At 51.7% G+C, this 16013-nt stretch carries 12 protein-coding genes; 10 read left to right on the top strand and 2 right to left on the bottom strand.

The features are described from left to right. Nucleotides 1–1318 precede the first annotated feature (1318 nt). The 10 genes from ACGYLY_RS26065 to ACGYLY_RS26020 all read left to right on the top strand — a co-directional run bounded on the left by ACGYLY_RS26065 (nucleotide 1319) and on the right by ACGYLY_RS26020 (nucleotide 12594). Nucleotides 1319–3031, top strand: coding sequence for an ABC transporter substrate-binding protein (locus ACGYLY_RS26065; protein ID WP_395285666.1), 1713 nt, complete (start codon nucleotides 1319–1321; stop codon nucleotides 3029–3031). Then, nucleotides 3028–4059: an ABC transporter permease gene (locus tag ACGYLY_RS26060; RefSeq protein ID WP_395285665.1), complete on the top strand. Its 1032-nt coding sequence runs from the start codon at nucleotides 3028–3030 to the stop codon at nucleotides 4057–4059. The genes ACGYLY_RS26065 and ACGYLY_RS26060 overlap by 4 nt, the downstream gene beginning before the upstream one ends. A 1-nt stretch (nucleotide 4060) precedes the next feature. Beyond that, complete coding sequence (locus ACGYLY_RS26055) at nucleotides 4061–4960, top strand: ABC transporter permease (protein ID WP_395285664.1); 900 nt, start codon at nucleotides 4061–4063, stop codon at nucleotides 4958–4960. Beyond that, on the top strand, nucleotides 4957–6093 hold the full coding sequence (locus ACGYLY_RS26050) for an ABC transporter ATP-binding protein (RefSeq protein ID WP_395285663.1): 1137 nt from the start codon (nucleotides 4957–4959) through the stop codon (nucleotides 6091–6093). Before ACGYLY_RS26055 ends, ACGYLY_RS26050 begins: the two co-directional genes overlap by 4 nt. Next, complete coding sequence (locus ACGYLY_RS26045) at nucleotides 6086–7186, top strand: ABC transporter ATP-binding protein (protein WP_395285680.1); 1101 nt, start codon at nucleotides 6086–6088, stop codon at nucleotides 7184–7186. Before ACGYLY_RS26050 ends, ACGYLY_RS26045 begins: the two co-directional genes overlap by 8 nt. After that, nucleotides 7183–8268, top strand: coding sequence for a DUF917 domain-containing protein (locus ACGYLY_RS26040; protein ID WP_395285662.1), 1086 nt, complete (start codon nucleotides 7183–7185; stop codon nucleotides 8266–8268). The genes ACGYLY_RS26045 and ACGYLY_RS26040 overlap by 4 nt, the downstream gene beginning before the upstream one ends. Beyond that, nucleotides 8265–9812, top strand: a complete 1548-nt coding sequence (locus tag ACGYLY_RS26035) for a hydantoinase/oxoprolinase N-terminal domain-containing protein (protein WP_395285661.1) — start codon at nucleotides 8265–8267, stop codon at nucleotides 9810–9812. Before ACGYLY_RS26040 ends, ACGYLY_RS26035 begins: the two co-directional genes overlap by 4 nt. Further along, nucleotides 9812–10891 carry a DUF917 domain-containing protein gene (locus tag ACGYLY_RS26030; protein ID WP_395285660.1) on the top strand — a complete coding sequence of 360 codons (1080 nt, stop codon included), beginning with the start codon at nucleotides 9812–9814 and terminating at the stop codon, nucleotides 10889–10891. The genes ACGYLY_RS26035 and ACGYLY_RS26030 overlap by 1 nt, the downstream gene beginning before the upstream one ends. Continuing rightward, nucleotides 10888–11991 (top strand): DUF917 domain-containing protein, encoded by a 1104-nt coding sequence (locus ACGYLY_RS26025; protein WP_395285659.1) that lies wholly within the window; start codon nucleotides 10888–10890, stop codon nucleotides 11989–11991. The genes ACGYLY_RS26030 and ACGYLY_RS26025 overlap by 4 nt, the downstream gene beginning before the upstream one ends. A gap of 72 nt (nucleotides 11992–12063) precedes the next feature. After that, nucleotides 12064–12594, top strand: a complete 531-nt coding sequence (locus ACGYLY_RS26020) for an Lrp/AsnC family transcriptional regulator (RefSeq protein ID WP_395285658.1) — start codon at nucleotides 12064–12066, stop codon at nucleotides 12592–12594. A 581-nt stretch (nucleotides 12595–13175) separates the two neighbouring features. On the opposite strand, the gene ACGYLY_RS26015 is transcribed toward ACGYLY_RS26020, so the two are convergent. Together ACGYLY_RS26015 and ACGYLY_RS26010 are read right to left on the bottom strand one after the other, a co-directional pair. Then, on the bottom strand, nucleotides 13176–13760 hold the full coding sequence (locus tag ACGYLY_RS26015; RefSeq protein ID WP_395285656.1) for an HdeD family acid-resistance protein: 585 nt from the start codon (nucleotides 13758–13760) through the stop codon (nucleotides 13176–13178). Nucleotides 13761–14145: 385 nt separating this feature from the next. Next, on the bottom strand, nucleotides 14146–15135 hold the full coding sequence (locus ACGYLY_RS26010) for a linear amide C-N hydrolase (protein ID WP_395285655.1): 990 nt from the start codon (nucleotides 15133–15135) through the stop codon (nucleotides 14146–14148). Nucleotides 15136–16013 lie beyond the last annotated feature (878 nt).

Raw genomic sequence — 16013 nt, 5'->3', positions numbered from 1 at the left:
AATATGTTCGCCGCGACGTTGCTGGTTCATCTTCCAGAAGGATTCTCTGACTCGGAACTCACTATTGTACTGTGCCTGGTTTCCTTGGCCCTCGTGTCGATCGGAGCTGGAAAACTATCGATCGATGAATCCGTTGTCGATAATCAGTCGCATTCGATGCTACCAGTCGGCGAGTGACGAAGTCGTTTCCCTTCCACTTATTCTCTCTTTAGAAATTCTGATTCGTATAGTGTGATACGAATCTTATCGTAGTGCTGGTAAACTCATATAGCTCCCGTTCTTCAAGTTCATTTACTGTGGCAGTCTCTGATGAGTCCATGATTCCAGTGCTATAGTACGTTCAAAAAAACCTGCGACTCGGCAATCTCAAATCTCAGAACTGCGGGATTTGCCGAACTAAAGCAAACTACCCTTTAAGCACTCAACGACATATGTGAGATCACCATATTTTTCGGTGCGAATGATGGTGCGTTTTCCGTGCGAACCGGAAAATGGATTCACAGAAAACAGGATGGGATCACTATTTTCGTATTGTGCTCGAATTCTGTAGGTTCCGCTTGTAGTGAACAACTTCTCGTATGTTTTCTCACTCCCTGGTTCAATCGAAACAACTCCCTCCAGCCCCGGTTGGGCTTCGACCGCGTTTTGAGGCCCATCAAGAAGATCGACTTCTACCAGATGAGGGAATGAATCACGGTTTTGAACACTCAGCGATCCTGCTGGTGGGTCTGTCTCCAGGAGTGTACAACCTGATATGAGTCCGATTCCAGAAGATAGCACAGTCCGGCGTGAATACTTTCCCATCGGTTATAGTTTGACCCACGTGGAGGAGTGCTATTAACATAGACAATTTAGATGAAATGATCTGACTGGCTGCTGCCGAAACCGCGACAGACGACAGCATGCCCAACGCCTTCACATCGGAGGACAACGATGACGGACCGAGGCCAAAATCGGGTGCTGACGTATACTATTAACGTAGGGTTCGGAACTTCGTGTTCCGTGCCCTTCCCGGGCGCTCATTCGAGCAATTCAGTCCAACGATCTAATATTGGCACTGAAATTAGTATATTATATTAACTAGACAATCTACCGATACTCCGTAATGCCATCAGAGATCTACTCTAGAGTCACCTAAATGACTATAATGGCTATACCACTCTCCAATCACGTCATAACTCTAACCTATACATTAATATGTTTAATCATGTTGGTTACAATCTGTGTGCTTAAGATTCCAAATTGGACCAAATACACCCCTATATGTGCCGATATAGAAAGCATTATGTTGCTATCTGAATCTCTGTTAGAGAGTGGTATGATTGATGATCACACAGACCAAGTAAGATCAAGCCTCGATAGCGGGGCTGACACTATCCGAAATACGCTAACCGATGCACAATCACGGCGAAAATTCCTCATGGGGCTTGGAAGTACTGGAATACTCAGTCTCGCTGGCTGTGCGAGCGGCGGTGAGAAGGACGCTCAGACCAGTTCGAGTGGGTCTGGGACCAACAATTCCCAATCAAGTTCGTCAACACTCCGGATGAATGCGACCCAACGGTTCGGAACCATCGACCCTGCAAAAGGGACGGATTACACACAGACGATGGCGTTGGTAAATCTCTACGATGGCTTGGTATTCCCCGATACAAAAGGCGAAATCAAGCCACATCTCGCAAAAGAGTGGTCCGTTTCAGACGACAACAAGACCTACACCTTTACCCTCCGCAAAGATGCGACGTTTCACAGCGGCAATCCGGTTCGCGCAGAAGACGTGAAGTTCACCGTTGAGCGCTTCTTCGATCTCAACCAAGGGTACTCGTCTCTTCTGCAGGATGTTCTCGATCCAAAGAATATCACTGTGAAAGACGAGCAGACGATAGAATTCACCCTCAATCGTGTCTACTCGCCGTTCCTCGCGACACTCGTCCTGCTCTTTATCGTCGATAAGAAGGCGGTAATGAAGAATAAACAGAGCGGGAAGTTCAACGATCGCGGTGATTACGGACAGAAATGGCTCAACAGCAATGATGCTGGCTCCGGTGCCTACCAACTCAAATCGTTTGAGCGACAGTCCCAAATCAGCTTCTCCAAATTCGACGACTACTGGATGGGTTGGGACGAAAATCCATTCAACGAAGTCCAGATCAAAATCATCACGAAGGATCCGACGGTCCGGTCGCTGATGAAGACTGGAAAGCTGGACATGACCAGTCAGTATCAGAGCCAGGAGACCTACGATGCGTTGAAAAAACAGAATGGGGTTCGCGTTGAGACCATTCCGACCGTGACGGTGTTCTACATGAAGATGAACACCCAAAAAGCGCCAACTGATGATCCAGCGGTCCGGGAGGCAATCGCGTACGGCTTCGATTACAAGACGGCGCGTAACGAGATTGCCTCGGGATCAGAACAAGCAGTCGGTCCACTGGCACCGTCGTTTGACGCACATAACGGCGATATTCCCCAACCGACCTACAATCCGAAAAAGGCCAAACAAATTCTCAAGGATGCTGGCTATTCGGAGGGTGACCTCAAAATCAACAACACCTACGTGAAAGACTACGGATTGGAAAAGAAAATGGGGCTGTTGTTCCAGCAGAACATGTCCGAGATCGGCATCGATGTCGAACTCAACCCACAGACCTGGGGAACGATGACTGAACTTGCGACAAAGCCAGACAAAACACCGCACGTCAATCAGGTGTTCTATGGTCCAGTCTACCCATCACCGGATACAGTATTCTACAATCAGTATCACTCCGGGTCCGCTTCGACCTGGATGAGTATGGCCCATTTAGAAGATGAGCAGGTCGATTCGCTCATCGACAAAGCTCGGAAGACCGTTGATGCGAAACAGCGCAAACAGATCTACTACGATCTGCAAAAACGTATCGTCAATCTGCACCCTGACTTGTTCGTCTTCGTCCAAGCAAAGAAACACGCCTTTGCCGAAAACGTACAGGGATACAAGTTCAGACCGTCTCAGAGCTACGATTACTGGTTCCATAATTACTCCCACAAATGAAGTATTGGCAGTACCTCATTCGAAGACTCGCAGGCGGTTTCGTGAGTCTTCTTGGTCTGTCGATCATCATCTTCGCTGTTTCGCGGATACTTCCAGGGAATCCCGCACGGATGGCCCTGGGAGCGATGGCATCCGAAAAACAAGTTCAGGCACTTGCAAGCCAAATGGGACTGACCAAGCCGCTGTGGCAACAGTATCTCCACTACATTCAGGGGTTACTCACCGGAAATCTAGGCCAGAGCCTTGAAACCAAGCGTGCTGTCACAACCGATATTGCACAGTATCTTCCGGCCACGCTTGAACTCATCACGGTCGCGATGGTGTTTACCATCATCTTCGGAATTCCTCTCGGCGTCATTGCTGCCCAGAGTAAAGATGGATTCGTGGACCATACAACCCGGCTGATTGCATTCTTCAGCGTGAGTGTTCCCGGGTTCTTCATCGCCGTGATATTCCAACTGATCTTTGGCTATATGTTGGAATTGTTCCCCATTACTGGACGCATCTCTGCACAATATGCGAGTGCGTTCTCCCACACGACTGGCTTCCTGCTGATCGACTCGCTAATCGCCGGCAATCTCACTGCCCACATCGACGTGTGGGCTCACCTCATAATGCCAGCAATCGCACTATCGCTCGCGGGCGTCGGCCAAGTGATGCGGATCACACGCTCATCGATGATCGACGTGCAAGATCAGAACTACGTTGAGGCTGAACGTGGGTATGGCCTTCCGAGCTGGCTGGTAACGTACAAGTACACACTCAAAAACGCCTTCATCCCGACACTGACGATTCTGGGTCTGATGTATGCCTCATTGCTGGGGAATGCATTTCTCATCGAGGTCGTGTTCTCGTGGCCAGGATTGGCTCGATATGGCGTAACCGCAGTGATGAACAACGACTTCAATGCCGTTGTCGGCGTGACGATGATCATCGGTGTGGCATTCGTCAGTATCAACTTCCTCATCGACGTGTTGTTGGGGCGGGTTGACCCACGTATTCGGTTGCAAGTCCAGGAGGCGACCTAACATGAGCACCCATTCTGGAACGTTCATCGATGGGATCGTCTCCGAACAGCGGCGAGAACTCTGGCGACGTGCATGGAAGCGGTTTGTGAGCCGCCCCATGAGCGTCATCGGGCTTGCGATCATCATCTTGGTCGTACTGTCCGCGATTTTCGCCCCGGTTATTGCACCCTACCCACAGCATGCTGGGAAGTTCACGGACTTCGCGAATACACTCCAACCACCGAGTGTCGCTCATCCGTTCGGCACTGATCATGTGGGACGGGATGTCCTTACACGCGTCTTGTTTGGATACCGTCTTTCACTGATGATGGTCGTTGTTGTCCTTGGATTTGGTGTCCCAGTTGGTGTGTTGTTCGGCCTGGTCGCGGGCTACTACGGTGGCTGGATTGAGACGATCATCATGCGAATGACCGATACGGCACTTGCACTTCCACCGTTAGTGATGGCACTGGCAATCACATCGGCACTCCAGCCGACGCTTCGGAATGCCATGCTAGCCGTCGCAGCACTCTGGTGGACCTGGCATGCACGGCTTGTTCAGAGTATCGTCGCCAGTGAGCGCAATGAAGAGTACGTACAGGCAGCCGAACTCTCGGGGGCAAGCCCGTTCCATATCATGTTCCGTGAAATCCTGCCCAATTGCCTTTCGCCAATCCTGGTGAAGGTAACTCTTGATGCGGGATTCGTCATTCTCATCGGTGCTGGTCTCTCCTTCATTGGAGTCGGTGTCCAGCCACCTCGACCGGGACTTGGAACGATGGTCAGTGAGGGAACGAACTACCTTCCAAATGCATGGTGGTATGCTGTGTTCCCTGGCTTGGCTATCTTCATCCTCGTCATGGGATTCAACATGCTCGGGGATGGGCTTCGTGACGTCTTCGACGTAGAGGTGGATCGATGAGCCTCACCGAACCCGTCGTGGACGATCCACTGCTGTCCGTTCAGGATCTTCATGTCGGCTTTGATTCGTTTGACGGATTTGCCGATGTCGTCGATGGAGTCAATCTCTCGGTTGGCAAAGGCGAAGTGGTCACTGTCGCTGGTGAGACCGGCTGTGGGAAATCAGTAACGATGAAGGCGATTTTACGCCTGCTGAACGAGCCACCGGCCTCCATCAGTGGTGACATCGTATTCGATGAAACGAATATTCGCGGACTCTCACAGAAGCAGTTCAATCGCCTGAAAGGCCAGCAGATGAGCCTGATCTTCCAGGATCCGATGTCGAGTTTGAATCCGACATTTACCGTCGGCGAACAACTCGTCGACACCGCTCAATTCGGTGGTCGCAGCGAGACTGGTGTCCTTGAATACGTTCGCCGGAAGCATCTTGGAAAAGACCGCGCCAAAGCGCGTGAGCGGGCGCTTGAAATGCTTCGTGAAGTGCAGATGCCTGACCCGGAGAACATCATGGAGTCGTATCCAACGCAACTCTCCGGCGGTATGCGACAGCGAGTCCTCATTGCACAAGCGCTCTTGAATGAACCCGACTTGCTGATCGCTGACGAAATCGGAACCGCACTTGACGTTACGATCCACGACCAGATTCTCGACCTGCTACAGGATCTGATCGACGATCACGATCTGAGCGTCCTCATGATCACCCACAATCTTGGGGTGGCTCGCCAAGTGAGCGATCGAATCTACGTGATGTATGGTGGTCGAATTGTAGAAACGGCTCCAACGCAGGAGTTATTTGACGAACCGAAACATCCCTACACACAGGGACTCATCGCGTCGATTCCCCGTCTCTCCGGTGAACCAATGGCCGAAGGAATTGACGGCTCGGTCCCCGAATATCTCGATCCACCGTCTGGGTGCCGGTTCCATCCGCGCTGTCCGTACGCACACGAACACTGCCGAAATCAGCGTCCAGAGATGTACCAGACAGGAGACCGCTCAGGTGTCGAATGTGTTCTCTACGATGAGACACACAACGCACCATACGATCAACCAACGCTCGCGAATACTCGTGAGCATATGGGAACACTCGAAGAGACCGGAGATCCCGAACTACCAAAGACTGGAGGTGACTGATATGAGCGATCACCCACTGCTCACGGTCGATAACCTCAAGAAGTACTTCCCGATCAAGGGTGGCGTGTTCAAGCGGACAACGAACCACGTCAAAGCTGTCGATGGTGTCTCGTTCGACATCGAACGGGGAGAGACGATGGCTCTCATCGGTGAATCCGGGAGTGGAAAATCCACCGTCGCCAAAACCATCATCGGCCTACACGACAAAACGGATGGAACCATTCTGTTCGACGGAGAAGATATCTCCGATCCAACGGATGAACAACTCACACAGATGCGGTCACGGATGCAGATGGTTTTCCAAGACCCCACATCCAGTTTGAACCCTCGGCGAACAGTTGGGAAATCCCTGGAAGTCCCAATGAAAGCTCGTGGCGTTTCTGCTACAGAACGCGAGGACCGTATCAGCGAACTCCTGGATCGAGTTGAGCTCAACGATGAGTACCTCTACAAGTACCCTCACGAGCTCTCTGGTGGACAGAAACAACGAATCAACATTGCCCGCGCAATCTCAATCGAGCCGGACCTGCTGTTACTCGATGAGCCTACGAGCGCCCTCGACGTGAGTGTGCAAGCAAAGATTATTGGGCTCCTAGAGGATCTCCAGAAAGAACTCGACCTGACCTATCTGTTCATCACGCACGATTTGTCCTTAGTGCGAAACTTCGCCGACGAGACTGCGGTGATGTATCTTGGTCAGGTACAAGAGAAAGGGCCAACCAAAGAGGTGTTCCATCACCCTCGACACCCCTACTCTCGAGCGCTGCTATCAGCGATTCCAGTCACGAGTGATGAAGAAGAGCTGTACAAGCCACAACACGAACCGCTCCAAGGAGAAATTCCCAGTCCCCGTGATATCCCGACAGGCTGTCGATTTCACACCCGATGTCCCTATGCGAATGATGCGTGTCGCGATGTCGAGCCGGAATTCAATCGGATCGAGACGGGGCCACTCGTGCGGTGTCACATCTATGATGAGCAGTATCGCGACGAGTTCGAGGAGGTCCCTGATATCTCACTCCGAACCACACCAGAGAACAGACCAATCGACGAATCGAATGTCGATGCTTCAGACAGGATAAACTTGCAATGACTACCAAAATAACGCACGACAACTTGGACGATTTCGCCACCGGTGCAACCGTGCTTGGCACGGGCGGCGGTGGTGATCCATACATTGGGAAGTTGATGGCCCAACAGGCAATCGAAGAGCACGGCCCTGTTGAGCTCATCGACCCCGAGGACATCCCTGATGATGAACTCGTGGTGCCGAGTGCGATGCTTGGTGCACCGACTGTTATGGTCGAAAAGCTTCCTCGTGGAACAGAATCGCTCGCAGCGTTTGATGCTCTTGAAACGTATCTTGGGCAGCAAGCGTATGCGACAATGAGTATCGAAGCCGGCGGGCTCAACAGCACGGTACCGATCGCAGTCGCTGCAGCAAACGACCTCCCCTTAGTTGACGCTGATGGGATGGGCCGTGCCTTTCCCGAAGTTCAAATGGTGACACTGACGCTCGGCGGCATTTCGGCCACGCCGATGAGTGTTGCCGATGAGAAAGGGAATTCGGTCTTCCTGAACACCGTCGACAATAACTGGGCAGAAAACTTTGCGCGGACGACCAGCATCGAGATGGGTGGTGCCTGTATGATCGCTACCTACGCTCATACCGGGTCGGAACTTCGTGAGCATGCCATCCGCAACTCCATGTCGCTTGCACGCGATATTGGAGAAGCACTTCGGACAGCCAAATCACGCTCGGCAGATCCAGTTGCAGAGCTGCTTGAACTGACGGACGGATACGAACTGTTCGAAGGCAAAACCACCGACGTTGAACGCAGGACAGAGGGCGGTTTCGCAGTCGGTGAAGCAACGATCAATGGCATCGACACCTGTGAGGGTCGCGAACTACAGCTTGACTTCCAGAATGAAAATCTCGTCGCACGAGATTCGGAACGTGGCATTGTTGCCAGCGTTCCCGATCTGATTACAGTCTTGGATGCAGAGACTGGCGACCCAATTACGACTGAAGGACTCAGATACGGGCATCGAGTCCGCGTGGTCGGCATGCCATGTTCAGATAAATGGCGTACCGACGCGGGACTCGAACTTGTCGGACCAGCCTACTTCGACTACGATATCGACTACAAACCAATCGAAACTCTCCACCAATGAACGGATACAGACTCGGAATTGACGTTGGCGGTACGAACACAGATGCCGTCATCCTCGACGATAGTGATGAACCGATTGCAAAGACGAAGACACCCACGACCGAGGATATCTCTTCGGGGATCGTGAACGCACTCGATGACGTCCTTGCTGATAATGACGTCACGACTGATGACTTAAAGTCAGTCATGCTCGGGACGACACACGCCACGAATGCGATTGCAGAACGACGTGGACTCAACGAAGTCGGTGTCATCCGTATTGGAGCTCCAGCAACAGAGAGTATTCGTCCGCTGCTTGAATGGCCAGATGATCTCTCAGAGGCGATCGGCAATAACTTGGCCATCCTCGATGGCGGTCACGAATTCGATGGTCGTGAACTCAATGATCTCGATGAGCAGGAAGTCCGTGAGTGTGTTCGTGATTTCGATCACGTGGACGCGTTTGCTGTAACAAGCGTTTTCTCCCCAGTTCGTGAGGACCATGAAACGCGCGTCGCCGAAATCATCCGCGAAGAGATCGACGGCGAGGTTCCGATTTCACTCTCAAACGAAATTGGGAGCGTTGGACTGCTCGAGCGCGAAAACGCGACCGCGATGAATGCCGCACTGACGAGTGTTGCCGAGGAGGCTGCAGTCGCGTTCATGGACGCGATGGAAGAACGCGAGATCGATGCACAACTCTACTTCGGACAGAATGACGGAACGCTCATGTCCGTCCAATTCGCGCTTGAGTATCCCATCTTCACTGTCGCTTCTGGACCGTCAAACTCGGTCCGTGGGGCAGCCTATCTCTCCGATATCGAGAACGGTATCATCGTCGACGTCGGCGGGACGACGACTGATATCGGGGCTGTGACTGACGGGTTCCCCCGAGAATCGAGTGTCGCTGTCGAAATCGGTGATGTGAAGACAAACTTCCGAATGCCGGATCTGATTAGCATAGGCATTGGGGGTGGATCCCACGTCAATCTCGATGCTGACACTGTCACCGTCGGACCGGAAAGTGTTGGCTACCGGCTTACTGACCAAGCACGATCGTTCGGCGGTGGTGTGCTTACGGCAACCGATCTTGAAGTCGCCTCTGGAACCATCGACATTGGAAGCGAGCATCCGGATGTGGACCCAGAAACTGTCGAACAAGCTCGGGATTACATCCGCGAGAACGTCGAACAGTCAATCGATCGGATGAAAACAAGCCCAGATCCGGTTCCCGTCGTCGTTGTTGGTGGAGGTAGCATTCTTGTCCCTGATAATCTTGAGGGGGCAAGCGAGGTTCACAAACCAAGTCACTATGAAGTGGCAAACGCTGTTGGGGTCGCGATTGCACAGGTCTCTGGCGAAGTCGACCGAATTTACAGCCTGGATGAGCAGGATCGTGAGGAGGCAATCGAGGATGCAAAAACAGAGGCTGCATCGAATGCCATTGAAGCCGGTGCAGATGAAGAGACGATTGATATCGTCGACATTGAGGAGGTTCCTCTGTCCTATCTCCCTGGCAATGCCGTTCGTATCAAGGTAAAAGCAGCTGGAGAGCTCGCTCACTGATGCAGATCGGTGTTTCTGAGCTCAAGGATATCGCCCTTGGTGCGACTGTCCTCGGCACAGGCGGTGGTGGTGACCCCCACGTTGGAAAGCTCGTAGCTCGGCAAGCCATAGAGGATCACGGCCCAGTGGAACTGCTCCATCCAGACGACCTCGATGACGATGCACTGGTTATCCCAACGGCACAGATGGGTGCTCCAACGGTTGCTGTGGAAAAACTGCCGGGTGGCAATGAATCAATTACTGCCTTCGAACGGCTCGAAAAAGAGTTGGGTGAAACCGCAGATGCTACCATGCCGATGGAATGTGGTGGGATCAATTCGACATTCCCGTTCGCAGTAGCTGCTCAAAAAGAGCTTCCTGTGGTCGATGCTGATGGGATGGGACGGGCATTCCCGGAACTCCAGCATGAGACATTCAATGTGTATGGTGTCTCTGGCACGCCAGCAACACTTAGTGATGAACACGGCGACACGTGTCTCCTTGAGACCGCCACTAATGACCGACTTGAGTGGCTGGCTCGGGGAATTACGATCCGTATGGGTGGTGTTGGCTACCTCTCAGATTACCCGATGGCTGGCTCGGAAGTCAAAGAGACTGCCATTCCAGGCACGATGACACTGGCACGGGCTGTTGGCCAAGCTGTTCGAACTGCAGATGGAGACGTTATTACTGCGATCCGAGAGGCAACGAATGACTCGATCTATGGAGATGCTCGATCGCTATTTGAGGGCAAGATCGTGGATGTGAAGCGGCGTACTGAACGCGGGTTTGTCATCGGCGCTGTGGCGATTGAGGGTTTGGGTTCTGATGATGGACAGCAGCTCACCATCGAATTTCAAAATGAAAATCTCGGTGCTCGGATCGACGGTGAGTGGATTGTAACAGTCCCAGACCTCATTACTGTTCTCGATCGAGAGACCGGTAATCCTGTTCGAACTGAAGCGCTCCGATATGGGCAGCGTGTAGAAGTACTCGGAATCTCCACCCCAGAGATTATGCGTACCGATGCTGCCCTCAACGTTTGGGGACCAGAAACGTTCGGACTCGATACCGAGTTCGTTCCACTTACAGCACAATGACATACGATATTCCTTCCCTTGAGACGGTGGCGATCGACGATTTAGAAGCGCTTGGCACTGGTGCTGGCATCCTTGGCACCGGTGGTGGTGGACATCCCCGGGTTGGACGACTCCGTCTCCAGACGTTGTTAGAGGACGAGAGTTATCCTGATGCTGTAGAGGTGATTCAACCTGAAGATCTCGCCTCGGATGCGACGATTGCTAGCGTTGGAGGAATGGGTGCACCGACAATTGGTGTTGAGAAACTTCCGAATGGAAACGAAGAACTGCGAGCGCTTCGTTCGATAGAGCAGTTTTCCGGCCGAGAGGTTGATGCCCTCATTCCGGGCGAGATTGGCGGTGTGAATAGTATCGTTCCTCTCTGTGTGAGCGTGATGACTGGGGTCCCAGTCGTTGATGCAGATGGTATGGGTCGAGCGTTCCCAGAACTGCAGATGGATACGTTCTTCATCTATGACCAGCCGGTCAATTACGCAGCTATCTCCGACGAACGAGGTAATGTAATCTCCTACCAGGATATTGATAACGCAAAGAGACTCGAAGACTTTGCCCGGGCAGCAACCGTCGATATGGGTGGTCGTGCGGGCTATGCCTTCCCGTTGATGGATGGTGATTTTGTCGCCGAGTACAGTGTTCTCCATACTCTGTCACTCGCAACCGAACTAGGAAGCCAAGTCATGGAAGCCCGCACAGATACCCGTGATCCAGTCAAAGTCGCTTGCGATGTGGTTGGCGGCGAACCGCTCTTCAGTGGGAAAATCACCGATGTCTATCGACGTAACAGAGACGGGTTTGCACTTGGAGAAGTGACGCTTGCAGAACTCGATGGAAATGCAGAGTTGACCATTGAGTTCCAGAATGAATTCCTCATTGCACGTACTGATGATGACGAGGTCTTGGTTTCTGTCCCGGATCTCATCTGTATCATGGATAAAGATACCGGTGCTCCAATTACAACTGATTCACTGCGCTATGGTCAACGAGTTCGTGTGATTGGCGTTCCTGCATCAAATCTCTTGAAGACAGACGCTGCGTTGGAGGTCATTGGACCGCGCGCATTTGGGTATGATCTCGACTACTGTCCATTGGAGGTACAATGATTGTGAACCAGCCTTCAAATCCTGTGAGGAATTGCATGGGATTCAAGACAAAAAAATCCGTATACTGATATGATGAGTGAACCATCCGACAGTGACACTCCGGCTCTGGACACACCGGAGGCGATCTTGGAGGACCAGCTAGACGAAGCTGATTATCGAATCTTCAAAGCACTCAACGAAAACGGTCGAATGTCAGATACTGAGTTAGCTGACCGGGTTAATCTTTCACGCACTGCAGTGCGTCGTCGCCGTGAAAACCTCATGGACTCCGGGTTCCTGAGAGTGCTCGCTGTCATCGTTTTGCAGGAAGCAGGACTCGCATATGCTGATGTTCGCATTGAACTTGACCAAAGCGCTGGAGCCGCCGAACGGGACGCGCTTATCGAGATGCTCATTGATGCAGACCTGATTTACACTCTTCACTCTTGCATCGGTGATTATGATTTGCTCGTCCAGACGTGGCATGCATCACTTAATAACCTAAAATCGTACGTCTGGGAGCTACTTGATGATCAACCAGCCGTCGCGAGCTATGATCTTACACCAGTAGTGAAAACCTGGAAAGCGTGGGATCAAGAATTAGATCGTCCATCGGATAGCTGACTATCATCTCTATTCTGATTACCTCCCTTGTTTTTAAACTCCAAGCAGTTATATGACCGTGACTACATCCATTGGTTTATAATCCAAACGAACCTACCTCTTTTTCTCTGTCTTCATGGGTACTTTGACAAGGTCTTGCATCAACAATTGAGATGACTATTGCGCGAGTTTTTCGTGGTTTCGATCGTACTCATCGATAACCACTCACGGACTCAATTTCCCACGTTCCACCTCGATCAACTTTTAATACGTTTGTTTTCCAATATCTAGTATGGAACGGTCCCCTGAGAGAAAGATTATTCCTACCGATTTCATCATCGTATCTTCGTGCGTCTTTAGCTTTGTTATGATGGCGCAAATCGCCATGTCTTCGGGTGAGTTGTGGGGGGTAGCCGTGAGTAGCGCTACTGTGACTGGCATGCTGAGCGCTGCTGCAGATCGAAGTCGTGTCGGCCTCTGGGCAATGATCGCTGTCGGGGCTATCGGGATGATTGGAATCGTTCAAACAGAGGCTACTGGTACACTTCCTGTTGAGATCTTCCCTTGATTTTGACACCAGCGAATGTGGTACGTGTCTCTGCTTACGCTTCTTGACCTCGCTCATCTGCTGATGGTTCTTCCGCGTTAGTTTTCCGAGTTGCTCGTCCGAGCATAACCATCGAAAATCCTGTAAAGAGCAGGTTCACACCAAGAAGAAGACCAACTGCCCACACTGCTGTAGCCGGAAATCCAACCCAGAGCAGGCCAGCGACGATCAGCGATAGGATACCGCTCGCGAGGAGCCACATCCATCGTCTATTCCCACGACCCGTTACTGCCCACCCGATTTCAAGGACCCCATCGACGATGAAGAACGCAATCGCAAGGATTGTTAGCGATGTGAGACCGACGACTGGATTCGCCAGGAACATGATTCCCACGATGCCGTAAAGAATCCCAAGGAGGATTTGCCAGATGACTCCCCAGAAACTTCCTGCCGAGAATGCATGCCCAACGTGGACGATTCCACCAACAACCAAGAGTGCACCAAAGAGTACCGATATCGATATACCCGCGAAAAACGGGAATAGGATCGCAAGAACCCCGAGTACTACGATAATGGCTCCCGCTATTACCCCGCCATGGAACTGCTCCGAACTCGTGTCAACGCTTGTCGCTTGACTCATTGTTTTCCCGAACGCAATTCTCTAAGAGGGGGTAAAAAGGCATAAAATCGTTCAAGCACAGTTCTGCTGGCACGCCTTCACACTCTAGAATGTCGGCAAGTGTAACGGTCGTTGAATCCCCAATTCATACAATGGATCCGGGTAAGGTTGTGTTTTCGCTTTAAACAAGATAGTAAGAGGAGTACCTCTGTCTCGAGATGCTCCGTACTATCAAGAGCAATCACGCGATCTCTGCAGGAAAAATCCCGTACGATTACGCTAGACATCATTTACTCGATCGAAGAACACTCATCGCAAAACTGCAAAGAATTCATCACGCCAAAATAGTGGGCTGTGACGGTTGCTTTACCCATATTCGATGTTCGCCAACCCAATAACGTGCTTACTACTCGGCAGTAACTCCAAGAAACGTGAATGGCTCACTTGTAACCATTTGACTGGACACTTCACCGGAGAAGGTATTGGACTGATTTGGTCCCAGCTCGAGGACTTGTGCGTCGGCTTCAGACGAGATGTCGATGTTGTCTAATTCTATCCAAAAAACGTTTGGCGTAATTGCAGATTCAAAGTAGTAAATCAGGTCTTTATGATCCACAACCGTTCGCCAGCGTGTTGATGAAATATGCGGTGCATCCGGTGTGCTGATGCCATAGGGTACCGATACATTTCGAATTACGCTAAATACGCTTGCAGTCGCAGTACGCCGATCTTCGACATGAGGAATGGAGTTCGTGTAGAAACGAGCTCTTGCGAACCGGTCGGCTGGACGGTTCGTTCCAGGAAGCATGACCGTGCCACCGATCTGGTCCCAATACTCGGCCAGTGCAAGCTGTTTGTCGAAGGTCGGCGAGTTGGTCATGACTTGGTAATCACGATTATGATGAATGACCAATTCGCCATCGATGTATTCCATAATCGCACTGTCTCCGGTGGCATCTGAGAGAGATAGATGCAGTGCCGCCAACCGATCCTCGCCCGGAACTTGATCGGTTACAACGACAAAGTTCTCACGACGAACATTCTCGACAGACTCGACAACCGTCTCGAAATTATCCAGCATGTACTGTGCCCACAACGAGATTGACATGGCAGACGACTCGCCATCCCAGTCTGGGTATTCCGACTCGGACAACCAAAGCAAGTTGGCTACTAAACCAGCTTCATTCATGCCATCAGTCGTGATCGCCTCATAGGCGGTCGCGACCACGCTTCCATATTGAGCTGTCCAGTTCATTGAGGCTGGACCGACTTTGCCATCACGCTCAATGTCACGAGGAAGCGTCCAGATGTTCGTTCCAATATCTTCTTTCCAATCCATTGATCGGGCAGTGAGAGTCCGGTCGTCAGGTCCAAGATAGGAGAGGCGAGTACACATTTAGGACTTACCTCCTCTTTGCAGGGACAGCGACACATCGGTGGAAACCATGAGCCAGTAAATCGATATGCGATTGTATAAACATTCGTTTCGGAGTCATAGCATACCGCCGTCAGTTTTACACGGTCGTTGTCGCATGAATCGTCAGACTTTAGAATGGATAACAATCTGTCTACCGTAATTATAGCCCATCGTCGAAGACATCCATTCCCGAAGCTGCACAGCTTGAGAGGACACAGAAACGCGCACAGGCCGAACAATTCGTCTTCGACTCGACGCCCCGGACTGGTCGAAGTCACCAACGAGAGCCACGAGAACCCTGCAGACCACCAGTACACAGTCTCCATCGACGACGTGACTGGTAAACTAATGGCCTGTACGTGTCCGCACCACGTCCACCGCAACGCCTTTTGCAAACACATGGCCGCCGTCGAAAATGCAACTGACGACGGGACGCTCGAGGCCTTCCCGTCTGAGGACGAGCGTATAAGTGGCCGTACACTGGCTACGACACGTACGGCAACGTCGATCATACCTGCTGGAAATGTGAAAACTGTGTGCGAAAGCCACCCGGAAGGGCGCACCCATCGACTGCTGCTAACCCCTCCCCTTTTTCAGTTCTGTCTCGCCAAACAACGCTGTCCGATGGTACCCAGCGAACGCTCACCGAGTGTGCGGCTGGTTCGACCGAACGCGAGAACACACCGACGACGGAGCGTGCCCAGACCTATCGATTGAAGCAATTGAGTAAAGGTATCCCACCACGACAGCGGTCGGCAGGAACAACGAAATACAACCATCCGAGGGACGAGATTACAATCTCGCTCACATGGGACGCCTACGACTCGCGGGGTCGAGAATAATTCAGTCCGTCATAC

This window comes from Haladaptatus sp. CMAA 1909, from assembly GCF_043952005.1.
GTDB lineage: Archaea > Halobacteriota > Halobacteria > Halobacteriales > Haladaptataceae > Haladaptatus.
The sequence above is the reverse complement of the archived record's forward strand: the minus strand, read 5'-3'. Positions and strand labels throughout refer to the sequence as shown.